This is a genomic window from Deinococcus metallilatus (assembly GCF_004758605.1).
GTDB lineage: Bacteria > Deinococcota > Deinococci > Deinococcales > Deinococcaceae > Deinococcus > Deinococcus metallilatus.
The window spans coordinates 1,221,601-1,245,581 of record NZ_CP038512.1 but is presented as its reverse complement, the minus strand read 5'-3'; the positions used below and the strand labels follow the sequence as shown (position 1 = coordinate 1,245,581).

The window sequence follows — 23,981 nt, the reverse complement described above, 5'->3', positions numbered from 1 at the left end:
GTCAGATCAGGAGCAGACCTTCAAAAAGCTCAGGTTCGCTGCTGTCGACGCTCGACACTTAGCGTACGGTCTTCATCGTAAAGGTCTTCCAATTCTGACTCGTTCTCAGGTGCCTCGACAATGATCCACTGTTGACCGGTCATTGTGTCAAGGTCACCAACGCTTCCCCCTTCAACAAGCCACCGAGGTTCTAGGCGCCAGGAAAAACGGCCAAGCCAGCAGTCAAGGGTGACGTTAGCCTCTGTAGCTTCGAGCGTTGAAAGCAGTTGTGTGAACTTCCAGAGCCATATCGGCCAGTCGCCTTCAATTTCCTTGTAAGTCCCCCCAAAGAAAATAGACGGATATTGATACTTCGGCGCAGATTCGACCCAGAAGTTGTTGCGAAAGGGATACAGCTCATCGAAAGGAAAACGCGCTAGAGCCTGAAGGTTGACCTCTATGTCGGCGTTGCTGCGAGCATTGATATATCCATAGACGACAGAGCGTTGACCCATATGCCCTGAGTCTAGATAAATGGTGCAGCAGTCCTCACCGCCCCACCGCCTCCTCCCCCTGCCGGATGCTCAGCACGCGACTTGCGCCCGTCTGATCGGTCGTCACCCCCCACAGCGCGTGCGCGACTTCCATCGTCGCCTTCTGGTGAGTGACGAGCAGGAATTGCGCGCCCCGGGCCGAGAAGCGTTCCAGAAAGGCCGTGAAGCGGCGGATGTTCGCCTCGTCGAGCGGGGCGTCCACCTCATCGAGCACAGCGAGGGGCAACCCGCCTGCGCTGCCCTCCCCCCCCGCGTGGTTCAGGGCGAACAGGAACCCCAGGCCCGCCATCGTGCGCTCGCCCGCCGAGAGCAGGGTCATGGAGCGGGTGCGTTTGCCTTTGGGCTGCACGGCGAGGCGCAGGCCGGTCAGGCGGCCCGCCTCGTCCGCCTCCGGCTCCAGTTCGCCCTGACCGCCCAGCAGTTCGGCGGAATAGTCGCGGAAGGCGCTGTTGACGCGGCCAAAGGCGGCGCGGGTGGCCAGGCCCTCGGCGGTTTCCAGCTCGGTGAGGTGGGCGCGCAGCTCGGCGGCGGCGGCCTCCGCGTCGTTCAGTTCGCTGGTCAGGACCTCCAGCTCGGCAAGCTCGGCGGCGTGGTCGGCCTCCCCGCGGGCGTTCACCGGGCCGAGGCGGTCGAGTTCGGCGCGGGTGCGGTTCAGGTCCGCCGTCCATTCGCGGGGCGTACCGGGGGGGCTGCATCCGTCGGGGATGGGTTCCAGGCTCCCCTCGCGCCGGGCGATCAGCAGGCGGAGGTCTTCCAGGCGGGCGCGGGTCTTGTTCTGCTCCCCGATCAGGGAGGTATACGCCTGCGTGGCGGCGTCGCGTTCCTTCTCGGCGCGGTACAGCTCGTGTTCGTCCAGCGTGCCGAGGGCCGTCTCGCGGCGCTGGACCTCGGCGGCGGCGGCGGTCAGGTGGGCGTCCTGGGCCTCCGTCGCCCCTACAGTTGCAGCCAGGTGTTCGCGCAGGTCGGCGGCGCGGGCACGGGCGCTGCGGAAGGCCCGCCAGGCGGCGTCCAGTTCGCGGGCCAGCGCAAAGTTTTCCAGTGCGGCGCGTTCCCGCTCGCGGTGGCCCTCGGCGGCGGCGCGGGCTCCAAGCAGGGCGGCTTCCAGTTCGGCGGGGTCGGCGGTCGGTTGGTCCGGCCCGGAAGGGGCAGGGGTCTGAACAGCCAGGCGGGCCAGCAGCCGGTCGCGGTGGGTGGTCAGGCTGCGGACCTGCGCGTCCAGCTCGGTGACACGCTTCTCGGCGTCGCGCTCCTCGCGGGCGGCGCGTTCGCGGCTCGTCAGCAGGGCGTCGTGTCCGTCCGCGTCCCCGGCGAGAAGCGCCTGCACCTTCTGCCATTCGGCCTTGAGGCGGGCCGTCTGCCGGTCCACCTCCTCCAGTTCCGCGTCGATCTCCTGAAAGCGGCGCTGGTCGGCCAGCACGCTGAAGCCCGCGTCGCGCAGCCGTCCGCCAGTGATCGCGCCCCCCGCCTCCAGCAGTTCCCCTTCCAGCGTGACGAGGCGCGGACGGTTCGGGTGCGCGCGGGCGATCCGGTTTGCCGCGCGCAGGTCCTCCACCACCAGCGTGTCGGCCAGAATCGCCTCGCCCACCAGCGGCGGGTCGGTGGGGCACAGGTCCGCGAGGTTGCCGATCACCCCCGCCTCGCGCAGCAGCGGCCCGTCGCGGCGGGGCCGGGCGCGGATCAGGTCGAGGGGGAGGAAGGTCGCGCGCCCACCTGCGCGCTTGAGTTCCTCGATGATCATTCGGGCGTCCTCGCCGCTGCCCACGACGATCTGCTCCAGGCGGCGGCCCAGCGCGGCGGTCACGGCAGTCTCGTACTCGGCGGGGACGGTCAGCAGGTCGGCCACCGAGCCGACGATGCCGGGGTGGTCCAGCCGCAGGGCATTGCGCGCGCCCTCGCCATAGCGGGCGTAGGAGTTGAGGCTCTGTTCCAGCCGCTCGCGCTCACGGCGCAGGGGCAGGGCGCTGGCATTCAGCCGGGCGAGTTCGGAGGCGAGGTGCCGCTCGTGGGCCTGGGCCTCCGAGCGGCGGGCGGCCAGGGCGGCGTATCCGGCCTCGGCCTGCTGGCGGGCGTGGGTGGCGACCTCCAGGCGCTCGCGGGCAGCGGCCAGCGATTCCAGGGCAGCCTCCAGATTGCCCTCGGCGCGTTCGAGTTCGCTTCCCAGCGTCTCGCGGCTGGCGTCCACACGGGCAGCAGCCTCGGCGGCGCGGGCGGCCCGCTCACGGGCGCGGGTCAGGTCGGCATCCAGGGTTCGGGCGCGGCGCTCGGCGGCTTCGGCGTCCGTGCGGGCGGCGGTCACGGCCACTTCCAGCGCGGGGAGGTCGGGGGCCGCTCCGGCGGGCGGACTGCTGGGGAGGGAGGCCAACTCGGCGCGCAGCCGCTCAGCCTCGGCGCTGAGATGGTCCGCGTAGCGTTCGGCCTGGGCGTGGGCGTCACGGGCAGCGCGCAGGGCGTCGAGCGCCCCGGTAAAAGCGTCGGCACGGGCGCGGGCGTCGCCCACCGCCTCGCGGGCGGCCTCCACCCGGGCGGCGGCGGCCTGCACCCCGGTGGCAAGTTCGGCGCTGCGGGCCTCCAGCGCGTCGGCCTCAGCGCGGGCGGTAGCAATCTCGCGCCCCAGGGCCGTCTGCCGCTCACGTTTCAGGGCGTCTTCCAGGGTCAGCGCGCGCAGGCTGAGGTCACGGTGGGTGCGGGCATCACGGGCGGCCTGGGCCAGCCGTTCGACCCGGGCGGCCCGCTCCCCCTGCACCAGCCGGAGCTGCTCCAGATGGCCGTCTGCCTCGCGCAGCCGCGCCTCCGTCTCCTGGCGGGCCGAGACGGCGCGCGAGAGGCCCGCCGCCTCCTGCACGTAGCCCAGCAGGGTCCGCCCCTCGGCCTGCACGACGCCACTCACCTCGCCCTGCCCGATCACCGCCAGGCCCCCCGGGCCCAGCCCGGTGCCGCGCAAGGCCCCCTGCACGTCGCGGGCGCGGGCGGGGCGGCCGTTGAGGTCCTGTTCGCCGGTCCCGTCGCGGTAGACCCGGCGGGTGACGTTCACGCGGCCTTCCGCCGTCAGCAGTTCGACCTGCACTTCGGCCAGGCCCAGCGGCGCCTTTCCGCCGCTCCCGTGAAAGATCAGCTCCGTGCCGCGCCCCGCCCGCAGCTCGCGCGCCCGGGCCTGATGCGTGGCCCAGCGCAGCGCCTCCACGACGTTGCTCTTGCCGCTCCCGTTCGGCCCGATGACGGCCGACACGCCCGGCCCGAACTCCAGCCGGGTGCGGTCCGCGAAACTCTTGAAGCCTTGGAGGGTGATGCTCTGGAGCATGAGGGTCTAAAGGTCCGACGGTCTAACCGTCTAACGGCGGGGGACGAAGATGAGTGATTAGACGGTCAGACGGTTTGACCGTTGGACCGGCGCGCCGCGCCCTAATCCGCACAGTCCTGCCGCGTGTAAGGCTCGCGCACGTCGAGGTGCCCCAGGGTGTCTACGTTCTTGCCCCCCACCAGAAAGGTCACGTCCTGGCCGCCCTTCTCCAGCAGGGTCCGTGTCAGGGTACACAGCAGCATCCGCTCGCCGCTGGTGCCGTAGCGGAGTTTCAGGTAGGTGTCCGGCAGGTTCACGTAGTAGTGCGGGCCGCGCACCCAGACCTTGGGGGCCGCCGTCCCGTCCGGGACCAGGGGCAGCGAGCCGGACGCCTTGGGACCGTCCGCCCAGACGTTCAGCGCCGCCTGCGCCAGCGTGCCGGGGTTCTCCTGGGTAACCTGCACGGTGCGCGTCTCGGGCTTCATGGTCTGCACCTGGGCGTCACTGTAGTAGACCTTCACCTGCACGTCGCGCTTTTCTTCCAGTTCCAGCTTGGGCGCGGTAGGCGTCGCCGGGGGGCGCTGCACCTCCTGGTAGGCGTAGGCGGCGGCGGCCAGCAGGGCCAGACTCACCACGTTGAAGAAGGAAAAGAGCCGCCTCACTGGCCCGCTCCGTTCGCGCCGGGAGCGGCACGCCCGGCATTGGCGACGCGGGCGGTCAGGTAGGTGGCGACCGAGCGGGCCACCGCCACCGACATCGCCTGGAGGCGGTCATCCACGCCGAGCTTGGCGCGGTCCTCGGCATTGCCCGCCCAGCCGAGTTCCAGCAGCAGCGCGGCCTGCGGCGCCTCCCCCAGCGTCAGGGTGCGGGTGACGTTCTCGCTCTTGGCGGTGATGCCCCCGCCGCGCAGTTCGCCGCGCAGCAGTTCGCTGAGGCGGCGGGTCCCCCCCCCGTCCCCCACCGCGAGGTCGATATAGGGGGCCTGGGCGCCGCCCCGCACCGCGTTCACGATCTGCGCGCTGGCGCGCCCGGTCGGCTCGTACACCGTGACGCCGCCGCGCTGGGTGCCGGGAAAGCGGCCCAGGTCCAGCGCCAGGTACACGTCGCTGCGCCGGGCCAGGGCCAGCTTCTGGTTGAGGCCCAGCGCGGTCTGCGCGTCGCGGGTGAGTTTGACCTGCCACCCGGCCTTGTTCAGCAGTTCGGCGGCGCGGCGGGCCACTTCGAGCGTCACGTCGCGGCCCAGGCCATTCACGCGCGCCGGGTCCAGCACGATCAGCGGCCGCGAGATGCGCTCCAGCAGCGCCGGGCTGGTGTAGGGCACGCCCGGCCCCACGTCCACCACCAGCCGCGCGCCGCCGGGCCGCACCACCCGGTAGACCCGGTAGCCGCTGTTGGGCGGCAGGGTGAAACTGAGCTTCAGGTCGTCGCCGCTGCGGCTCACCTCCGCGAGCGGCACGAAGGCGCCCCGGGTCGTGTAGCGCCGCGCCTCGCCCTGGAGGCCCTTCAGGGTCACCGTCACCGTGGTGCCACGCAGTTCATCACTCACGGGCACGTCGCGGCTGAGATCCAGCACCAGGCGGTCACTGTCCTTGCCCGCGCGGCTGCTGACGCCCTGGAGTGTGGCCGGGACCAACCGGAAGTCGCCCGCCGCGTAGGTTGCCCCCAGACCGCGCGCCAGCGTGTCGAGCGGCAGGTAGAGGTTCCCGTTCACCAGGGTCGCGGTCCGCGCGGTGACCCGGTCGGTGTCGAGCTGCACGGTGTTGAAGTCGGTCGTGGCCCGCTGCTGGTCCTCGTCGATGGGCAGCAGCAGCGTGTGGCCGAAGCCCTCCACCCGCGCGATGCCGTTATCGCGGGTCACCTTCAGCACGCGGCCCAGCACCGTTTCACTCGCGTACTCCGCCCCGTACAGGTTGATGCTCTGCACCTGCTGCCCGGCCAGGTTCAGCTTGGTAAAGGCGATCTGCGCCCCCGCCAGCCCGGCACACAGCAGCGCCGCCGACAGCAGCAGCGGTTTGGAAGAACGCAGCCTCATAGCTCGCGCAGCTCCCGGCGCAGGGTCTTCTCGGCTTCGGCGCGGCGCTTGTCGTGCAGCTTCTTACCGCGCGCCAGGGCGAGTTCCACCTTGAAAACCCGGCCCTTCTGGTAGAGCCTGGTGGGCACCAGCGTCAGGCCCTTTTGCTCCAGCGCGCGCCTGAGCTTGCCGATCTCCTCGCGGTGCAGCAGCAGGCGGCGCGTCCGGCGCGGCTCGTGGTTGTTGTAGGTCGCTTCGGTGTAGGTCGGAATGTAGAGGCCCTCCAGCTCGATATTGCCGTTCGTCAGACGCGCGAAGGCGTCCCGGAAGTCCACGCCGCCTGCCCGGACGCTCTTGACCTCGCTGCCCGTCAGACTGATCCCCGCCTCGAAGCGCTCCAAAAGCTCATATTCGTGGTGGGCGCGGCGGTTCGTGTACACGCGGCGCATTCTAGCAGGGCCTCCGGGAAGGGCGCGGGGAAGGCCACAACAAAGGCCCCCGAGATCGCTCTCAGGGGCCGGACGTCCAGCCGGATGGGAATTCAGGGGGCGAGAGGGCTTACTTCAGGGCTTGAATCAGGTGCGCCAGAGCGGTGATCAGGCCCGCCGCCGCACTGAGGATCGCAACGATCTCAGCCGGTTTCAAGGGCCTTCTCCTCCGTTTCTCGCGCGTGGTAGAATGCCGTTGCGGTTTAGGCATGGCATCCACCCCCTTTCTGCACCCGGAGCGGCAACTCCGGGTGCTTTCGCATGGAGTTGCAGCCTCTCGCATATTCCCCTGTCATGCATCCCGTCCGGACTGGACAACGGCAGTCTACGGCATTGCCAGAAAGACCAGAAAGAAAAGCGCGTCCACTCACGCGACGCGCCTTTCCCACTCTCCCCTACTTCTGCGGCGGCTTGCTGGGCCGGACCTCGATGCGGCTGGGCAGCGTGCGCTCGGGCATGGCGAGCAGGTCGAGGGTGAGCCGCGCGATGTCCTCCGGCTGGATTTTCCACTCGTCGCCCTGGCCGGGCGTGTGGCCGTTAAAGTGCGTGGCGACGCTGCCGGGCATGATCTGCGTGACCTTGATCCCGTGCTGGCGCAGGTCGAGCATCAGCACTTCCGAGAGGCCGTTCAGGCCGAACTTGCTGGCGTTGTAGGCCGCGCCGCCCGCGAAGGGGTTCTTCCCCGCCAGGCTCGACAGCGTGAAGATGTAGCCGCCCCGGCGCTTGAGGGCGGGGAGCGCCGCCTTGACCGTGTAGAAGGCGCCGCTCAGGTTGGTGTCGATCACCTCCTGCCACTGCTCGATGGTCAGGTCCGTGACGTTGGCGAAGCGGCCCAGGCCCGCATTGACGAACAGCACGTCCAGCCCGCCGAAGGCCGCCACATGCGCGTCCACCGCCTGCTGAAGTGCTCGTGGGTCACGCACGTCGCACTGAACGCCGCGTGCACCCTGGCCGATCTGCCGGGCGGCGGCCTCCACCTCGTCCTGATGGCGGCTGGTGAGGGTGACGGCGTATCCGGCCCCGGCGAGGGCCTGCGCCACCGCGAAGCCGATGCCCTTGCTGGCGCCGGTCACGAAGGCACTCTTCATAGGGGCGCTGTTGCGGTTCTGGGCATCCTGCGTCATGCGGCGAAGCTAACACGCCCCGGCGGGTGGGCCAGGGCGGGTGAAGGGCGGCTCAAGCCGGGCAGACCGGGCGGGCACATGCCCCCCCTTCCCGCTCAGGGCAGTTTCTTGACGAGTTCGCCGTACAGGTAGTTGGCGGCCTCCGCCTGGTACTGCCAGAGGGTCAGCAGGCCGAACTGGTCGTTCAGGATGACGCGCTGGCCGCTGCCCAGGTCGAAGTCGAGGCGGGCCGTGAGCTTCGCCCAGGGCAGCAGGGCGTTCGGGGTGACCAGGACGGGCGTGACCTTGACCACCCCGGGCGTCTGTGCATCGGTCACGATGGTCGCGTTCGGATAGTGGCGCTTGATGGCCCCGGCCGAGTCGCGCTTCATGGCGGTGAGAATCCCAGCCCGCTGCTCGTCATTCACGATGTTCGGGTTCCCCTCGATCCGCGGGTCCAGAATCACATACTTCGCACCGGCGAGGGCGGCCGCACTCCAGGCGTTTCCGAGTGGAGCAGGCGGCGCGGCAGCGGCCTGGGCCAGGGCAGGCAGAGCGGAGGCACTCAGCAGGGTGGTCAGGATGGGGGCCAGGAAGCGTTTGTTCATGCGGCACAGTTCAACACACCCTGTCTGACGAACGGTGAAGCAGGCGTGAGCGTCGTCAGGCCCAGGCCACCTTTCCGTCATGTCACTTCACCGTGTCTGAAGGCTTGGCGGGAAGCCAGACCTGCCCCGGCCTTAGCATGGGCAGATGCAAGACCTGCTTGAGACGTTGCGCCGCCTGCGTGCCCCCGACGGTTGCCCCTGGGACCGGGAGCAGACCCACGAGTCGCTGCGCCCCTACCTGCTGGAAGAAGCCGCCGAGGCGGTGGACGCCGTCAGCGAGGGCAGCGCGGCGCTGGCGGGCGAGCTGGGCGACGTGCTGCTGCAAGTCGCCTTTCATTCCGTGATCGCGGAGGAGGCGGGCACCTTCGACTACGCGGACGTGGAGCGCGGCATCGTGGAGAAGCTGGTGCGGCGGCATCCGCACGTGTTTGGGGAAGTCCAGGTCGCGGACGCGGGCGAGGTGGTGGCGAACTGGGAAGCCATCAAGACTGCCGAACGCGGAGGCCGCCCCCGCAGCGCCGCCGACCGGGTACCCGCCGCGTTGGGGGCCCTGGCCCGCGAAGCCCAGGCGCAAAAGCTGGCGGGGCGGGAGAAGACCGGCCGGGCGGGCGTGGAGGCGGTCCTCCGCGACGCGCCGGAGACGGCGGAGGGGGTCGCGGAGGTCCTGGCGGCGGTGGTCGCCTGGGCGCGGGCCTGCGGTGTGGACGCCGAGATGGCCCTGCGGGAGCGCACCCACGCAGCCCTCGCGGCCCTGCCCGACCCGGAGGCGGGGGCGTGATGCCCCGTGGAGAACCGGACCCGCTCGACGCCGCGCTGGACGATCCCTGGGCGGTCTGGCTGGGGAGCCGCGCCCGCACGCCGCTGCATCTGCCCGAGTACCGCCGGGCCGCCGTCCTGGTCGCCCTGACCCGCGAGCCCGACCCGCGCGTGCTGCTGACCGTCCGCTCGGCGGACCTCCCCACCCACCGGGGGCAGATCAGCTTTCCGGGGGGCAGCCTCGAACCCTTTGAAACGCCCGTGCAGGGCGCCCTGCGCGAGGCCGAGGAGGAGGTGGGCCTCGACCCCCGTTCGGTCACGGTGCTGGGCGAACTCGACGACGTGTTCACGCCGGTCGGCTTCCACGTCACGCCGGTCCTGGCGCGTGTGCCCGCCGAGCCCCGCTTGACCCTCACGGCCGAGGTCGCGCAGATCATCACGCCGACGCTGGGCGAGTTGCGCGCCCTGCCGGTCATCCGCGAAACCCGTATCCTGCCGGACGGCCAGCGCGCGCCGCTGTACCGCTATCCCTGGCGCGGGCACGACATCTGGGGCATGACGGCCAAGGTGCTGCACGACCTGCTCCAGCAGGGCCCGTAAGCCGAAACACCCCCACCGCGCGGGTGAGGGTGCCGGGGGCCGCCGGGATCAGCGGGCGGGGCTGATGGTGATCTGGGCGTCGCGCTGGACGTTGTAGGTGTTCACGAAGGTGCGGTAGCCGGGCGCGATCAGCACGACCTCGTGGCTGCCACGGTTCACTTCGACGTTCAGGCTGCCGCCGCGGATAGTGCCGATCTCCTGGCCGTCCACGAACACGCGGGCGCCGTTCAGCGGGCTGCGGATGGCGAGCGTGTACTGGTTGCTCATCACCGGGGCGGGCGTGACCGCCTGCGCGAATTCGACGTTCAGGTTGGTGGTGGCACCGGCGCGGACCGAGATGGTCGTGGTGTAGTCGCGGAAGCCGGGGGCCTGCACCCGCACCGGGTAGGTGCCGGGGGCGATGTTGCTGAAGGTGGTGTTCGCGCTCCCCAGACGCTGGCCGTTCAGGATCACGGTCGCGTTGGGGACGTTGGTGCCCACGAACAGGCTGCCGGTCTGGACGGGGGTCCGGCCGACCACCGTGAAGAAGGCGGTGTCCGACACCCAGCTGTTCTGCGGAATGGGGTTCACGACGATGCTAAGCGCCTGCGCGAGCTGCTGCTGGCCGCGCGCCGTCACGGTGGCGAACTGGTCCTGCTGCGTCTTGAAGGAGCTGATCTGGTCGAGGTTCAGCGGCGTCAGGCTGGCGAGCGCCAGCACCTTGTTCAGGCCGATATCCGTCCCGACCGTGAAGGTGAAGTTGTCGCCGGGGGCGGGGAAGGTGGTGGTGGTGTTCGCCTTGACGAAGTTGCTGTCGCTCAGGCGGTTGGGGAGGATCTGGGTGACCTCGCCGGTCGCGTCCACGTTGAACAGGTACACGTAGGCGTCGCGGTTCACGGTGGTGCTGATGCGGATGTTCTCACCCACGCGGTAGGTGGGGTTGCCGTTGCCGCTGGGGTCCTGGTCCACCCGCACGCTGACGCTCAGGTCGGGCTGCGTGGGGTTCACGATGATGCTCTGGGCGCTGATCTTGGGGGCCGCGGCGGCGGTGCCCAGGAGCATCGCGGCGGGAATCATCAGAAGCTTTTTCATGTGGTACCTCCGAAAAAAAGGTTACGGGGAGCAACTTGACGGGCCATGAGCCACCCCGGGGGGAAACTTAATGGTGCTTCAGTTCACGGTCAGGAAGGTGATTTCCGTCTGACACGCCGTTTTTCAGCCGGAAAAAGTCAGCGGATGATCCTGGCGGGTTCCACGTTCGCCGCCCGGCGGGCCGGAATCAGGGCGGCGAGCAGCGTGGTTCCCAGGCCCACGGCGTTGACCCACAGCAGATCGGTCCAGCGCACCTCGACCGGCAGGGCCGTGATGAAGTACAGGTCGCCCGGGAGCTGGAAGGGCCGCACCGTGAAATACGCGCTGATGCCCAGGCCCAGCAGGTTGCCCAGCAGCAGGCCCCCCAGCCCCAGCAGCGCCCCCTCGATCAGAAAGGTCCGCGTGATCACCCCGCGCGTGGCGCCGATGGCCCGCAGGATGGCGATTTCCTGCGTCTTCTCGAACACGGCGAGCGTCAGCACGTTGGCGATCCCGAAGGCCGCGACGATCACGATCAGGAACACCACGAAGGCGATCACGCGCTTCTGGAGGGCGAGCTGGTCGAGCAGCGTGCCGTAGAGGCTCTGCCAGGGCAGCGCGGTGTAGGCGCGGGTGCGGGTGAGGTCGTTCCCCACCTGCGGCGCGGCGTCCGGGTCACGCAGCCGGAGCTGATAGCCGCTGATATTCCCGGTCCCCTGGAGCGCCTGGAGGGTTCCCAGGCTGGTAAAGGCGTAGCCGGAGTCGATCAGGTAGTTCCCGGTGTTGAAAACCCCCTTCACGCGCAGGACCACGCGGCGCTGCCCACTGTTCAGCAGCCGGACCTCGTCGCCGGTAAAGGCCCCGACGTTGCGGGCCAGCGCCGCACCCAGCAGCACCTCGTTCTGGCCCAGGGTCCGCAGCAGCGCGGCTTCCTGGGGGGCGAGTTGCAGGACGGTCGCCGCCCCCGGCGTCACGCCGAACAGGGTGGCGAAGTCCACCCCCGCCCCCTGCCCCTGCCTCGCCGGGCGGGTCAACAGGCCCTTGTCTCCCAGGAAGGGCACGAAGGCGAGCACGTGCGGGTCGGCCCGCATCTCGGCTTCCAGCGCCGGGTCGCGCGGGGTAGGCGTGAAGGCCACCAGGCTCAGGTGCGGGCTGGCGCGCAGCGTCGCGTCCACCAGCGCCCGCGTGAAGCCGTTCGTCAGGCTCAGCGCGGCGATCAGGACCATGACGCCCACCGCGATCCCCAGGATCGTCAGGAGGTTCTGGGTCCGCCTACGGGACAGGTGGGCGCGGGCGAGCGTCCAGGCGAGATCGGGGGAAGGAGAGGCCACGTCCCGGGGAGGATAACAGAGGTCGCCGGACGGACCACGCTGGAGGGGTCCGCTACAGGGCGACCGCAACGTCCGGTTTTGGAAGTGCTCGCCCCGGTCAACCCCTCAGTCAGCTTCGCTGACAGCTCCCCTGGGAGGGGAGCCAGGGACGCCATTCACCCTCCAGGAAGCCATTTCTGCTCCTCCCCTCTCAACGCCTGATGTGCAATAGAAAGCTCCTCGTCCCAGACGTGTTCTTTTGCTCCCTCCCCCCTTGCGGGGGACTCGTAGAGCTGCTTGCAGAGGGCTGGGGAGGGGGGTGGCGGGCGAAACTCGCCCTCGTGCCAGACGAGAAAAACTGTTCTGCATGTCCTGGCCGCCCGTCCCGCATTTCACATCAAGCGTCTTGAGGGGAGGTGGCCCGCAGGGTCGGACTCCCAGAGCGGCGCGGCAGAGGGGCTGAATGAGGCTGTGCGAGCTTAGCGACTTTGTGGTGGCCCTAGTCACGTTACGGGCTGGTGCCGTCCCCACCTCACTCCCCGGGATTCGCCCCGCTGAAACCGCCGGAGCAGCAAAAACCCGCGTGGAAGACCGGCTGGGTCAGGCCACGCGGGTGAGGGGACGGCGCTTCAGCGGACGGCGGTGATGCGGACCTGCCGCGCGCCGAACTGGATGGCCTGGCTGCGGGTGGACATCCAGACGTCCAGGCTGCCGGTCTTGCGCGCCGCCATCGTGTCTTCCACCGTGAAGACGCGGCCCCTGAACAGATTGTTGTACCGGCCGCTGAGGTCCTCGATCATGATCTTCGAGCCATAGGGGAACAGCCGCAGCATGTCGCGGCTCAGGGCGACCACGCCGCTACGGACGCGCGTGCCGGTCGCCGTAATGAAGGGCGTGGCGTCCGTCTGACCCGGCGTGCTGTTGTAGGCGGTGGCGCGCACGACGGCGCTGCGGCCCGTCCGGGTGGTGCTCCGGGCCAGATCCTCCTGGGCGAGCTGCACGGTGAGTGCCCGGGCCTGCGCCGCACGCGCTGCCTGGGTCTGGCCGCTCCGGTCCGCCTGCTGCACCGCGGCAGGGGCCGGAGTGGCGGACGCGGCCGGTGAAGTTGCAGGCTGGGCGGCCGCTGGGGTTGTGCTCGTGGGGACGGCAGGCGCCGGGGGTGTCAGGGCGTCACGAACCGCCTGGGCGACGAGACTGGGGGCGGGCAGCGCGGGGGTCGCGGCGGCGGTCCCGAGGGCAGACAGCAGGATGACACTCATCCAGCGGTTGAACGAATAGGGCATGCATTCTCCTGCGGCCATACCCTGCGGTAGGGCCGGGGGTTGGTGTGGAATGAGGAGCCGGGCTCTGCCTGACTCTCTGAGACATGAGCCTAAAGACCCTTCCTGGGAGCTTTCTGTGAAGGAAGGGTGACCCTTCTCATGCCCATTACCCAAACCCACCTCCGACTCAGGCCGGAAGTCTGCTTTTCTTTGTGTTCACCGCGAATAGATTATGAGCCAAATTCTAATCCTCTCATTTAACTTCTCATTAAAAGTTGCGAGAGAGGCGGCGAGGAAAGCGAAAAACAGGTGGCTCTTCCGCCAGGAGGCCTGGAGAAGGCCCCCGTTTTAGGTCGAATGGCTTAACCAAAGTGAACGAGGGGACACATCAGCGCCCCTCGCTCTGGCCAACTCCGAAATTTTCTCAGCTTCCTCTTATTTTTTCTCCTGGGGCTGCTCTTCCTCGCGGGGAGCGGCGGCCCAGCGGGAGAGGATTTCGGAGGCCACCTCGCGGTAAATCGGGGCGGCGAGTTGCGAGCCGTGGTACTCGATCTTGGCTCCGTGGACCATCACGGCGACCGTGATGCGCGGGGCATCGGCCGGGAAGAAGCCAGCGAAGACGCTGTCATAGAGGTTGCTGGCGTAGCCGTGTTCCCCCGCCACCTGGGCGGTGCCGGTCTTGCCTGCCAGGGCGTAGCCCTTGATTCCGGCCTGATGGGGAATACCCTCCTCGATCACGAACTGGAGCATCCGGCGGGTGGTGCGGGCGGTTTCGGGGCGCAGGACATCGCGCCGCTCGCCCGCCGGTTCCCCCTCCACCAGCCGGGGGGACACGTACAGGCCGTCGTTCGCCAGGCTGTTGTAGGCCGCCGCCAGTTGCAGGGTGGTGCTGCTCATGCCCTGCCCGAAGGCGTTGGTGGCGCGCACCAGATCGTCCCACTGGCGCAGGGGTTGCAGGCGGCCGGTGGCGGCCATGACGGTCGGGATGGCCACGTCGGTGCCGAAGCCGTATTGGCTGAGGTAACCGCGCATCCGCTCGGGGGCGAAGTGCTCCACGATGTGACTCATCCCCACGTTGCTGCTGTAGCGCAGCACCATCTGGGTGGTGAGGCTGCCGGGGTGCGGCACGGCGTCCCCGATGGTGCTGCCCCAGCGCCCGCCCACGTAGCGGCGCATCGGCGTGCTGTAGACCGTCTCAGGGGTGGTCAGCCCCTCGTTGAGCGCGGCGGCCACGACCAGGCCCTTGATGGTCGAACCCGGCTCGAACACGTCCAGAAAGGGCCGGTTGCGCCGCGTCTCGGGGCTGTAGGTCCGCCAGTTGTTGGGGTCGAAGGGCGGGTAGCTGGCCGCCGCCAGGATGCGGCCGGTGCGCGTTTCGAGCACGACCACCGAGCCGTACTCGCCCAGGTGCTTCGGGACGGCCTTGGCCAGCGCGGCCTCGGCGGCGGCCTGCACACCCGGGTCGAGGGTGAGCTTCAGGTTCTTGCCGCCCTCCAGCGCGTGGTTGTAGGCGTACTCCAGGCCTTCCAGACCGTCGGTCGCCCCCATCATGCCGAGCACCTGCCCGGCCAGTTGCCCCTGGGGATACACCCGCTTGCCGTTCACGCTGCGCGCCAGCACCGTCCCGTCAGCGGCGACGATGCTGCCGCGCGCCTGCACCACCGTGCGCTTCACGCCCTGGGGCACCCCCCACTCCAGTTGCGCGTAGGCCCACACCAGCGTCAGGAACAGGAGCAGGGCGATCACCTGCATCAGGCGGGAACGGTGATGAATCTTCACTTCCATACGGTCGTCACCTCCAGGGTGGTCTGCGCGGGAACAGGGGCAGGGGCGGGCAGCCCGCTGAGGTCCTGGGTGGTCTTGGGGGTTTCGGCAAAGCGGCGCATCCCGTTCTGCAAGGCCCAGTCCCGGATGTGCTGCGGATTGCTGAGGGCCTGCACGCGCAGTTCCAGTTCGTCCCGCTCGGTGGTCAGGGCGGCTTCGCGGTCCTGGGCGGCGCGGAGCGAGGGCCGCACGTCCTGCGTCAGCAGCCGCGCCCCCACCAGCATCAGGGCCAGCAGCAGATAGATGACGAGGTAGCGGATCGCGCGTGCCCGCCAGGTCGCGGCGCTCAGATCGAAGTGGGGCAGGATCACGGGGTCACCTCGGGGGTTCCCTGCTCGGGGGACAGCTTCTCGGCGGCGCGCAGTTTGGCGCTGCGTGCACGGGGGTTGCTGGCCTGCTCGGCCTCGCCCGCCTCTACCGGCCGCTTGGTCAGGGGCCTGAGCGCGGTGCTGCCACGCAGGAAACGCTTCACGATGCGGTCTTCGAGGGAGTGAAAGGAGATCACGGCCAGGCGACCACCGGGGGCGAGCAGCGCCTCGGCGGCCTGGAGGCCATCCCGCAGGGCGCCCAGCTCGTCATTGACGTGCACGCGCAGGGCCTGGAAGGTCCGGCGGGCCGGGTGAATGCCCCGGGAGAAGCCGGGATACGCCCGCTTGATGATCTCCGCGAGCTGCACGGTGCTCTCGATGGGCGCTTTCTCGCGCGCCTGCCCGATGGCCCGGGCGATGCGGCGCGAGTGGCGCTCCTCGCCGTACTCGTAGATCAGGGCCGCGAGGTCCTCCTCGGCATAGGTGTTCACCACGTCGGCGGCACTCTCGCCGGACTGGCTCATCCGCATGTCGAGCGGCGCGTCCGAGTGGTAGGAAAACCCGCGCCCCGCGTCGTCGAGCTGAAAACTGCTCACGCCGATGTCGAGCAGCACGCCGTCCACCCGCGTGACGCTGGCCCCGGCGAGCAGCTCCCGCATATCGCGGTAGTTGCCCTCCAGCACGGTCAGGTGGGGAAGGTGCGCCTCACGGGCGCGGTTCAGGGCGTAGGGGTCCTGGTCGATGCCGTAGACGGTCGCGCCCGCCGCCAGCAGCAGCCGGGTGTGCCCGGCGCCGCCCAGCGTGCCGTCGACGATCACGCGCCCGGGTCCAGGCGCGAGCGCCTCCAGCACCTCGGCGGCCAGCACCGGGGTGTGGGAAAGGGAGTCAGAGGGGGGAAGATCGGAAGCAGGATTCATGTTTGTCACGCCACGAAGTTGGCCAGAAGGTCGGGTTTCGGCGGGTCGTTCTGCACGGCCTGGATGGCCGCCTCCCAGCGTGCCGGGTTCCACAGTTCCAGCCGTCCGGGTGCGCCCGCCACGATCACGTCGCTGTCCAGGTCCGCAAAGGCCCGCAGCGTCTGCGGCACCGAAACCCGGCTCTGGTTGTCGAGCCGCGCCTTGTTCGCACCGGAATAGAAGAAGCGCACGAACGCCCGGGACTCCGCGTCCGTGAGCGGCAGGCCCTCCAGTTGCTCCTCCACGCGCCGCCAACTGGCGAGCGGAAAAACGTACAGGCAGCCCTCCATGCCGCGCGTGAGAATCATCCCGTCCTCGACAAATTCCCGAAAGGCGGGTGGAATGACCACACGGCCCTTGTCGTCGATGGTGTAGGGATACTCTCCGAACGGCAATCTCTCCTCTTCCCCACGTGCCTCCCACCGCCCGAAGCGGGAAGAGACATGTGTATAGCAGCCCAGGCATACGCTGTGGGCGCAGTTCGGGGCTGTGGTGGCGAGTGTAACAGTCCGGCCCACCTTTTACCACCGATTCCCACAATTCCCCCCACTTCTCCACCGGAATGGCCCTCCTTCCCCACACGTCCCCCCCGGAGAGCGTCCCTCGTCACTGAATTGATGGCGGTCAGCCCCCAGGAGATGCTGGCCGCTCTGTCTTTTTTCTTACTCGGCAACGGACGGGAAGGGTTCCGAAAAATGCCTTCCTCATGCAGAAATCTCTTGGGCCGATCTCCAGAGGTCACAGCCGGGCGAGTCGGAAAAAAGCGTAGGGGTGCAGCCGTGAAGAACCTTTCGGCGTGGTTCGGGAAAGGGAAAGCCTGAGCGCAGGCGAAAGCATCCCCGGTGGGACAAACCCCCACCCGCGTCCCCGTAGCCTCTGCCCATGCGGAACACGAATGCCATCACGGCCGGGGCAGTCCTGGCGGCGCTTGCGGTCGCCCTCGGTGCCTTCGGCGCCCATGCCCTCAAGACCCGGCTCGACCCCGCCATGCTCGCCAACTTCGAAACCGGCGTGCGTTATCAGATGTACGCGGCGCTGGCGCTGCTCGTGCTGGGCACCCAGGCCACGCAGCGCCGCGCCCCGGCGCTCCTGCTGGCGGGCGCGGTCATCTTCAGCGGCACCCTCTACATCCTGGCGCTGAGCAGCGCGCGTTGGCTGGGCGCGATCACGCCCATCGGTGGGGTGCTGCTGATCGCGGGCTTCGTGGTGGCGGCGCTGGACGCGCGGAGGTCGTAGGAGGAGGCCTGTTTCCCACCACCCACCCCCTCCGGACCACAACTGAACGCCGCCGCCCCACAGAGAGAGGCGGCGGGTTCTGCTGGTGCGGGGGGGCGATAAGCCGGGTTCTGTGGCCCACGGGTGTGGGGTCACGGTCATCTCTCTGGGACGCGCGTCGCCGCACGCCTCAAGCGACCATCCTGGCGGTCAGTGGGGCGGGCCGCCCCGTACCGCGCTGTCGGGTCTTGCACCGGATGGGGTTTACCAGCGCTTCCCGTCTCCGGGGAGCCTGGTGCGCTCTTACCGCACCGTTTCACCCTGACCACTCCCGTCCGCGCCCGGACTGTATGGAAGTGGCGGTCTGGTTTCTGTGGCACTGTCCTTCGGCTTCGCCGCTCTCCGCGCGCTGTGGCGCTCGCGCGGACGCTCGACTCGCCGACCAGCCGTTAGCTGGCATCCTGCCCTGCGGTGCCCGGACTTTCCTCACCTTCCGTGAAGAAGGCGCGACCGTGGACCCCCCCGCGTGGGACAGTCTAGCAAGCGTCAGTGGTCAGTAGAAAGGGGTCAGTGGGAGCAACAGCATCAGCATTCCGCTCCTGCTGCGCTTTTTCCAGAGACCACTCACCACTTCCCATATCACCCCCACCGCGCCAGCATCTCCCGCTCGGCCCGCTCCCAGACGTGGCGGGGCACCTGGGCGGGGTTCAGCAGGTCGTGCAGGTCGCGGGACGAGAGTTCGCGGTACTCGCCGGGGGCGAGGTCGCCCAGCCACAGGCCGCCGACGCGGTAACGCAGCAACCGGGTGACGGGGTGCCCGATGGCGTCCAGCATCCGGCGCACCTGGCGGTTACGGCCCTCGCCCAGCGTGACGAAGGCGCCGCCCTGCGCCGGGCGGGCGCTCAGGGCGCGGGCGGGGCCGTCCTCCAGTTCGACGCCTTCTTCCAGCCGCCGCAGTTCGGCTTCGGTGGGGACCTCGTCGCCCGCCGTCCAGGCCCGGTAGGCCTTCTCGTGGCCGTAGCGGGGATGCGTCAGCGTGAGGGTGAGCTGGCCGTCGGTGGTGAGCAGGAGCAGCCCTTCCGAATCCCTGTCCAGCCGCCCGACCGGATGCAGGCCGGGGATGGACGGCATGGCGGACAGCACGTTGCGGCGGCCGTACTCGTCGCGCGCGGTGGTGACGTATCCGGCGGGTTTGTACAGCAGGAAGGTGACACTTTCCAGCCCCGCCGTCTCGATCAGGGTGCCGTCCACCCGCACCTCATCAGCAGGCGTGACGGTGCGGCCGAGCGTGGCGACCTCGCCGTTCACGGTCACGCGGCCCGCGGTGATCAGCTCCTCGGCAGCGCGGCGCGAGGCGACCCCGGCGCGGGCGAGGCGCTTCTGGAGCCGCTCTCCCCCATCCGGCCCACGGCTGCCCGTCACAGGTGACTCCGGCGGGAGGGTGCGGCGAGGATGCCCGTCACGGCGGTCAGGGTCAGAACGGTCGCCAGCGTCAGCAGGGCCGTGCGGAGAGGCGCGGGCAGGGCGTCGCCCAGGCGCAGGACCGGCGGCACCAGCGCCGCGACCGTCAGCAGGTTCCCGGCCGCCAGCGCGAAGGCACTCAGGCTGTCCGGGCGGGTGCTGGCGGCCAGCAGGAACACGCTCCAGGCCACCACCAGGCCGCCCGCCGCCCGCGCCAGCCACAGCGGGGAGACGCCCACGACGGACGCCACCCCCGGGGACAGGAAATACAAGAACAACCCGGCTGGCAGGAACACCAGCGCGGTCAACCAGAAGGCGGCGCGCAACACGTCCCGCAGTGTACGCGGGAAGAGGGCCGCTGGCGGATGGCGGAAAGCAGAAGACGCTCGGGCTTTTGCCGCCGCGCTCCGGCCTTCTGCCCTAGACTGCCTCCCAATGCCAGTGATCGCCGTGGACAAACCCCTGGGCCTGACCTCTCACGACGTGGTGAACCGGGCGCGGCGCGCACGCGGAACGAAGCGGGTGGGGCACACCGGCACCCTGGACCCCCTCGCCACCGGGGTGCTGGTGCTGTGCGTGGACGACTCCACCAAACTGGTGCAGTTCATGGAGGCCGACAGCAAGGACTACCTCGCCTGGATCGCGCTGGGTGGCGCCTCCCCCACCCTGGACGCCGAGGGGCCGCTCACCGAGGCCTTGCCCGTCAAGCTTCCTTCTGAAGAGGAGGTGCGGGGCGTGCTGGCCGGGTTCGTGGGACCGCAACAGCAGGTGCCGCCGCAGTACAGCGCCATCCAGATCGGCGGGCAGCGGGCCTACGCGGTCGCACGGGCGGGGGGCGAACTGGACCTGCCCGCACGGAACGTCGTGATTCACTCGCTGGAATTGCTGGGGGTCTATGACCGCCTGGAGGACGCCCCACGGACCCTCTCATCTGGGCCGGAGGGCTGGGGGCCGGACGCGAACGGACGGGCCTTCGTCCTGCCCGAACCTTTGGGCGACTTTCCCACCCTGCTTATCCGCGCCAGTGTGGGCAGCGGGACGTACCTGCGCTCACTCGCGCGGGACGTGGGGGCCGCGCTCGGCGTGCCCGCCCACCTGACAGGCCTCGTCCGCACGCGCGTGGGCCGCTACGACTTGGCAGACAGCGTGAGCGTGGAAGACCTGGCGGAGGCCGAGGGAATCCCCGACCTCGCCGCTCTGGACCTGCCGAGGATCGAGGCCGACGAACGGCTGGCCCGTGAACTGCGGCAGGGCAAACGTCCGAAGTCGGGAGCCGTAGGGCGGTACGTGGTCATACTGAATGGCGAACTGGTCGCCGTCGTGGACGGGAACGGGGAGGAATTGCGGGTGGTGCGGGCTTGGGCGTGAGCCTCAGCTTTCCGCGAGCCACGCCAGAGCCGCGTTCAGAACGGAGTCTTTCCCGGTCTGGAATTCGGCCCAGGCAGTACTGACCGGAACATCCGGTTTGATGGGGCCTGCGAAGACCCGGCCAGTCCGGTCGGCATCCAGGGCGGTGGTGATCAGCAGGGCCGCGCCGCCGGGCAGCTCATAGAGACTGTTCGAGGTGGTGAGGCCGCGCGTGGGTTCTCCCAGCAGCCGGGTTCCCGGGCGGCCCAGGAACGACAACGTGATGATCTCACCGCTACTGGCGGTCAGGGGCGAAGTCAGAACGGCGACGGGGGCGGTGTCCGGCAGAGGCGGCAGCACGGCACTTTGCGTACGGCTCATCACTTCGCCGCCGAGGCTGGCCTCGCCCCCCGCATACCGCCAGGGCCAGCGCTCCTCGCCCTTCACGAACGCGCCCAGTTCGCCCTCGCCCGCCAGGGGACCGATGCCAGCGAGCATCGGCCACATGTTGCCCCCCAGGTTGAGGCGCAGGTCCACCACCCAGCGCGCGGCACCCCGGGCGGAGAGGTCCAGAAGAATGTCCTGCACCCGGTCCTGGTAGGCACCGCCACCCGTCAGAGTTCCCCCCAGGTCACAGTCGGGCAGGGTGACGAGGCCAATGCCGGGAGCCACCAGACGGCCCCGGGGTTCCGGCGGAATCACCCGGGCATCTTCCCGCGTCAGGGTCCGTGTTTGCCGCTGCCCCGCCCGTTCCACCTCAAGAGTCAGTGTGGCGTCTGGCAGGAGGCCTTCGTTTATGCCGGGGCCGACCGGGCGACCCTGGATACCGAGGATGCGGTCACCGGGCTGGAGTCCCGCGCGGGCGGCGGGACTTCCCGGCAGAACGAGCGCGATCACGCCGCCCGTAAAGTACAGGCCGATGATCCCCCGGTGAACGGTGCCCGCATCCGGGCGGCGCAGGTGGCTGTGCCCGTCTCGCAGGACGGCGAGCACGTGCCGGATGGCCGGGAAGGTGTCTTCTGCCGTCTGCGCTCCGGCACACATCGCCTGACATTCGTGCCGGACCTGCGCCCAGTCCACCCGGCCCGCGTGAAGGGCTTCGCGCCGGATGATCTCCAGGGCGCCGTTCAGGTACTGAGCAGGGTCAGCCAGCATACCCCGGCGCTGGCTCCACCTTCACCGCCCCGATCCCTTCCAGCCCTCCCGCCAGCGCCACCAGCCGCTCATCCTGTAGGGCGGGCGCGATGAACTGAATACCGACCGGCAGCCGCACCCCGTCCACCGTCTCGAACCCGGCGGGAACACTCAGCGCCGGGAGTCCCGCCAGGTTGACGGCGACGGTATCCACGTCGGCGGCGTACATGGCGAGCGGGTCTTGCGTCTTCTCGCCGCGCCGGAAGGCCGGGAAGGGGCTGGTGGGCGTCACCAGCACGTCCACCTCCCCAAAGGCCCGCGCGAAGTCCTGCGCGATCAGGCGGCGCACCTTCATCGCCTTGCTGTAATAGGCGTCGTAGTAGCCGCTGCTCAGAGCATAGGTGCCGAGCATGATCCGGCGCTTCACCTCGCGCCCGAAGCCCTCCTCGCGGGTGAGGGTCATGCTGCTCACGGCGTCGGGGGCGGGCACGCGCTCGCCGTAGACCATGCCGTCATAGCGGGCGAGGTTGGAGCTGGCTTCCGGCGTGGCGATCAGGTAGTAGGCGGCAATGGCGTGCTGAACTGTGGACACGCTCACCTCGGTCACGCTGGCCCCGGCATCACGCAGGGCGTCCAGGGTGGCGTTCAGGACCGCCTCCACGCCCGGCGTGTTGCCACCCAGCGCCTCGCGGATCACGCCGACCTTCAGGCCGCGCAGGTCGTCGGGGGTACCGGGCCGGAACGCCGGGGGCACGTCCAGGCTGGTCGCGTCGCGGGGATCGTGCCCGGCGATCACGTTCATCAGGAGGGCGAGGTCGGCCGCCGTGCGGGCAAAGGGGCCGATCTGGTCCAGACTGCTCGCGTAGGCCACCAGGCCATAACGGCTGACACGCCCATAGGTGGGCTTGAGGCCATAGATGCCCGTGAACGCGGCGGGCTGGCGCACGCTGCCACCCGTGTCGCTGCCGAGACTGACCGGGGTGAGGTTCGCCGCCACCGCCACGGCACTCCCGCCGCTGCTGCCGCCGGGCACACGCGCCGGGTCCCAGGGGTTAAGGGTGGGCTCGACGGCGCTGCTCTCGGTGCTGGACCCCATCGCGAACTCGTCCATGTTGGCCTTGCCGACGATCACCGCCCCGGCGGCGGTCAGGCGCTCGACGGCGGTCGCGTCGTAGGGCGAGACGTAGTTCGCCAGGATGCGGCTGCCGCAGGTCGTGCGGGTACCGGTCACGTTGAGGTTGTCCTTCACGACGATGGGCACGCCCGCCAGCGGCAGCGTCTCGCCCGCGTCCAGGCGGGCCCGCACCCGCGCGGCCTGTTCGCCCGCGCGGTCGTTCAGGCTGATCAGGGCATTCAGGTCGCGGGCGGCCTCCGCACGCAGGCGGGCGGCGTCCAGCAGCGCCTGTGGGGTCGTTTCGCGCGCCTGGACAGCGCGGGCAAGGTCGGTCGCGGTGGGCACATCTGGCATGGAGGGCAGTGTAGCGGCGCGGGGGGTGAGGGGAAGCGGGCCTGCTCAGCCGCGCAGCAGGTGCGAGAAGTCGGCGCCTTCCAGCGGGGGAAGATCGTCCAGGCCGGTCAGACCGAATTCCAGCAGAAAACGCTCGGTGGTGCCGTACAGGAGGGGTTGCCCCACCGCGTCGCTGCGGCCCACCACCTTCACCAGTTCCCGTTCCTGCAAGGTCACGACCGTGCCCGCGCTCCCGCCGCGCATCGCCTCGATCTCGGCCCGCGTGACGGGCTGGCGGTAGGCGATCACGGCCAGCACCTCCAGCGCGGCGGCGCTCAGCGGGGGCAGGGGGGGCGGCGCGAGCAGCGGCGCGAGGTGGGAAGAGAGGGCAGGCGGCACGACCAGCCGGTAACCACCCGCGACAGCCTCCACCTCGAACCCCAGCCCCGCGTCCCGCAGCGTCCCCGCGAAGGCCTCAAGCGCCCGCGCCGCCGCTTCCTCCGGCAGACCGAGCAGGTCCGCGACCTCGCGCCGGGTGACGGGCCGCCCGGCGGCCAGCAAGGCCGCGCCGATCAGGGCTTGCGGGTCAGGGGTCACGCGCCCCCGCGTGAGAAAGAGTGCAGCCGCTCCCGCAGCACGTAAACGGGCAGGGCTCCCTCGCGCAGCACCTCCAGCTCGTCTCCGTCCACGCGCACGACGGTACTCGCCAGCCCGCGCGCCGGAACGCCACCGTCGGGGAGCAGGAGCGGGGTCAGGCCGTAGGCTTTTGCTTCCGCGAAGGTGCGGGCGGCAGGCTGGCCGCTGGGGTTCAGGCTGGTGGTGGCGAGCAGGCCGCCGGAGGCGCGCAGCAGGGCCAGAGCGACCGGATGGTCCGGCACACGCAGGCCCACCCAGCCCCCCGGCGCGAGGTCGGGCGGACAGGCCGGGCTGGCGGGCAGCACCAGCGTGAGGGGACCGGGCCACAAGCCGGAGAGCGCGTCGAAGGCGGCGCCTCCCCGCGTGAGCGTGCGCGCGGTCGCCGCGTCCAGACACGACACCTGCACGGGCTTACCCGGTTCGCGGCCCTTCAGGGCGTACAGCCGCTCGCTGGCGTCTGGGCACGCGGCCAGGCCCCAGACCGTCTCGCTGGGGTAGCCGACCACGCCACCTGCCGCCAGCCATTCCGCCGCCCGCGCGATGGCTGCCGCGACCTCACCCGTGATGTGTGGCTGCTTGTTCATCCACGTTTCCTTCAGGCACAGTTCACCCGCCTTTGTGCCGCCCCTTGTAAGGCGGGCGCAAGACGCCCCGA

General features: G+C 69.8%; 24 protein-coding genes and 1 other RNA gene. 4 read left to right on the top strand and 21 right to left on the bottom strand.

All coding sequences use genetic code 11. The annotated features are described in order from the left end of the window. Positions 1-29: 29 nt before the first annotated feature. The 7 genes from E5F05_RS12015 to E5F05_RS11985 form a co-directional block, all read right to left on the bottom strand. Complete coding sequence (locus tag E5F05_RS12015; protein WP_129118865.1) at positions 30-494, bottom strand: hypothetical protein; 465 nt, start codon at positions 492-494, stop codon at positions 30-32. A 34-nt stretch (positions 495-528) separates the two neighbouring features. Next, positions 529-3,831, bottom strand: coding sequence for an AAA family ATPase (locus E5F05_RS12010; RefSeq protein ID WP_129118864.1), 3,303 nt, complete (start codon positions 3,829-3,831; stop codon positions 529-531). A gap of 101 nt (positions 3,832-3,932) precedes the next feature. Beyond that, on the bottom strand, positions 3,933-4,472 hold the full coding sequence (locus E5F05_RS12005) for a GerMN domain-containing protein (RefSeq protein WP_129118863.1): 540 nt from the start codon (positions 4,470-4,472) through the stop codon (positions 3,933-3,935). Further along, entirely contained in the window at positions 4,469-5,842 is a 1,374-nt protein-coding gene (locus E5F05_RS12000; protein ID WP_129118862.1) for an N-acetylmuramoyl-L-alanine amidase, read from the bottom strand. Before E5F05_RS12000 ends, E5F05_RS12005 begins: the two co-directional genes overlap by 4 nt. Further along, positions 5,839-6,270 carry an SsrA-binding protein SmpB gene (gene smpB / locus E5F05_RS11995; RefSeq protein ID WP_129118861.1) on the bottom strand — a complete coding sequence of 144 codons (432 nt, stop codon included), beginning with the start codon at positions 6,268-6,270 and terminating at the stop codon, positions 5,839-5,841. Before smpB ends, E5F05_RS12000 begins: the two co-directional genes overlap by 4 nt. 434 nt (positions 6,271-6,704) lie before the next feature. Continuing rightward, positions 6,705-7,433 (bottom strand): SDR family oxidoreductase, encoded by a 729-nt coding sequence (locus E5F05_RS11990; RefSeq protein ID WP_241687144.1) that lies wholly within the window; start codon positions 7,431-7,433, stop codon positions 6,705-6,707. Positions 7,434-7,528: 95 nt separating this feature from the next. Then, positions 7,529-8,020, bottom strand: coding sequence for a hypothetical protein (locus E5F05_RS11985; RefSeq protein ID WP_129118860.1), 492 nt, complete (start codon positions 8,018-8,020; stop codon positions 7,529-7,531). A 145-nt stretch (positions 8,021-8,165) separates the two neighbouring features. On the opposite strand from E5F05_RS11985, the gene E5F05_RS11980 reads away from it, so the two are divergent. Both E5F05_RS11980 and E5F05_RS11975 read left to right on the top strand, forming a co-directional pair. After that, positions 8,166-8,798: a MazG family protein gene (locus tag E5F05_RS11980; protein WP_129118859.1), complete on the top strand. Its 633-nt coding sequence runs from the start codon at positions 8,166-8,168 to the stop codon at positions 8,796-8,798. Continuing rightward, on the top strand, positions 8,798-9,376 hold the full coding sequence (locus E5F05_RS11975) for an NUDIX hydrolase (RefSeq protein WP_129118858.1): 579 nt from the start codon (positions 8,798-8,800) through the stop codon (positions 9,374-9,376). Before E5F05_RS11980 ends, E5F05_RS11975 begins: the two co-directional genes overlap by 1 nt. Positions 9,377-9,424: 48 nt before the next feature. On the opposite strand, the gene E5F05_RS11970 is transcribed toward E5F05_RS11975, so the two are convergent. The 7 genes from E5F05_RS11970 to mraZ form a co-directional block, all read right to left on the bottom strand. Continuing rightward, complete coding sequence (locus tag E5F05_RS11970) at positions 9,425-10,447, bottom strand: PEGA domain-containing protein (protein WP_129118857.1); 1,023 nt, start codon at positions 10,445-10,447, stop codon at positions 9,425-9,427. Positions 10,448-10,584: 137 nt separating this feature from the next. Further along, a complete protein-coding gene (locus tag E5F05_RS11965) occupies positions 10,585-11,757 on the bottom strand; it encodes an ABC transporter permease (protein ID WP_129118856.1) in 1,173 nt (390 codons plus the stop codon). Between the two features lie 608 nt (positions 11,758-12,365). Further along, entirely contained in the window at positions 12,366-13,019 is a 654-nt protein-coding gene (locus tag E5F05_RS11960) for an RlpA-like double-psi beta-barrel domain-containing protein (protein WP_129118855.1), read from the bottom strand. A gap of 414 nt (positions 13,020-13,433) precedes the next feature. Further along, positions 13,434-14,783: a peptidoglycan D,D-transpeptidase FtsI family protein gene (locus E5F05_RS11955; protein ID WP_129118854.1), complete on the bottom strand. Its 1,350-nt coding sequence runs from the start codon at positions 14,781-14,783 to the stop codon at positions 13,434-13,436. Continuing rightward, a complete protein-coding gene (locus E5F05_RS11950; protein ID WP_129118853.1) occupies positions 14,774-15,133 on the bottom strand; it encodes a hypothetical protein in 360 nt (119 codons plus the stop codon). The genes E5F05_RS11955 and E5F05_RS11950 overlap by 10 nt, the downstream gene beginning before the upstream one ends. After that, complete coding sequence (gene rsmH / locus E5F05_RS11945; RefSeq protein ID WP_129118852.1) at positions 15,130-16,047, bottom strand: 16S rRNA (cytosine(1402)-N(4))-methyltransferase RsmH; 918 nt, start codon at positions 16,045-16,047, stop codon at positions 15,130-15,132. Before rsmH ends, E5F05_RS11950 begins: the two co-directional genes overlap by 4 nt. A gap of 5 nt (positions 16,048-16,052) precedes the next feature. Further along, positions 16,053-16,481 carry a division/cell wall cluster transcriptional repressor MraZ gene (gene mraZ / locus E5F05_RS11940; protein ID WP_129118851.1) on the bottom strand — a complete coding sequence of 143 codons (429 nt, stop codon included), beginning with the start codon at positions 16,479-16,481 and terminating at the stop codon, positions 16,053-16,055. Positions 16,482-16,968: 487 nt separating this feature from the next. On the opposite strand from mraZ, the gene E5F05_RS11935 reads away from it, so the two are divergent. After that, positions 16,969-17,322 (top strand): DUF423 domain-containing protein, encoded by a 354-nt coding sequence (locus tag E5F05_RS11935; protein ID WP_129118850.1) that lies wholly within the window; start codon positions 16,969-16,971, stop codon positions 17,320-17,322. Positions 17,323-17,405: 83 nt separating this feature from the next. Here E5F05_RS11935 and rnpB read toward each other — a convergent pair. From rnpB to E5F05_RS11920, 3 genes are all read right to left on the bottom strand, one after another. Continuing rightward, positions 17,406-17,827: RNase P RNA component class A (gene rnpB / locus E5F05_RS11930), an RNA gene on the bottom strand. 113 nt (positions 17,828-17,940) lie between these two features. Then, entirely contained in the window at positions 17,941-18,723 is a 783-nt protein-coding gene (locus E5F05_RS11925) for a pseudouridine synthase (protein WP_129118849.1), read from the bottom strand. Beyond that, positions 18,720-19,091 (bottom strand): hypothetical protein, encoded by a 372-nt coding sequence (locus E5F05_RS11920; protein ID WP_129118848.1) that lies wholly within the window; start codon positions 19,089-19,091, stop codon positions 18,720-18,722. The genes E5F05_RS11925 and E5F05_RS11920 overlap by 4 nt, the downstream gene beginning before the upstream one ends. Before the next feature lie 106 nt (positions 19,092-19,197). Here E5F05_RS11920 and truB point away from each other — a divergent pair, with 106 nt between their 5' ends. Continuing rightward, on the top strand, positions 19,198-20,130 hold the full coding sequence (gene truB, locus E5F05_RS11915) for a tRNA pseudouridine(55) synthase TruB (protein WP_129118847.1): 933 nt from the start codon (positions 19,198-19,200) through the stop codon (positions 20,128-20,130). A gap of 3 nt (positions 20,131-20,133) precedes the next feature. On the opposite strand, the gene E5F05_RS11910 is transcribed toward truB, so the two are convergent. The 4 genes from E5F05_RS11910 to E5F05_RS11895 are packed head-to-tail and all read right to left on the bottom strand — an operon-like array spanning position 20,134 to position 23,910. Next, complete coding sequence (locus tag E5F05_RS11910) at positions 20,134-21,264, bottom strand: S41 family peptidase (RefSeq protein WP_129118846.1); 1,131 nt, start codon at positions 21,262-21,264, stop codon at positions 20,134-20,136. Next, complete coding sequence (gatA, locus tag E5F05_RS11905; protein WP_129118845.1) at positions 21,254-22,711, bottom strand: Asp-tRNA(Asn)/Glu-tRNA(Gln) amidotransferase subunit GatA; 1,458 nt, start codon at positions 22,709-22,711, stop codon at positions 21,254-21,256. The genes E5F05_RS11910 and gatA overlap by 11 nt, the downstream gene beginning before the upstream one ends. A 45-nt stretch (positions 22,712-22,756) precedes the next feature. Beyond that, positions 22,757-23,287, bottom strand: coding sequence for an SMC-Scp complex subunit ScpB (gene scpB / locus E5F05_RS11900; RefSeq protein WP_129118844.1), 531 nt, complete (start codon positions 23,285-23,287; stop codon positions 22,757-22,759). Then, the gene (locus E5F05_RS11895; protein WP_129118843.1) at positions 23,284-23,910 is read right to left on the bottom strand and encodes an L-threonylcarbamoyladenylate synthase; all 627 of its coding nucleotides are present in this window, start codon (positions 23,908-23,910) and stop codon (positions 23,284-23,286) included. Before E5F05_RS11895 ends, scpB begins: the two co-directional genes overlap by 4 nt. Positions 23,911-23,981: the final 71 nt, after the last annotated feature.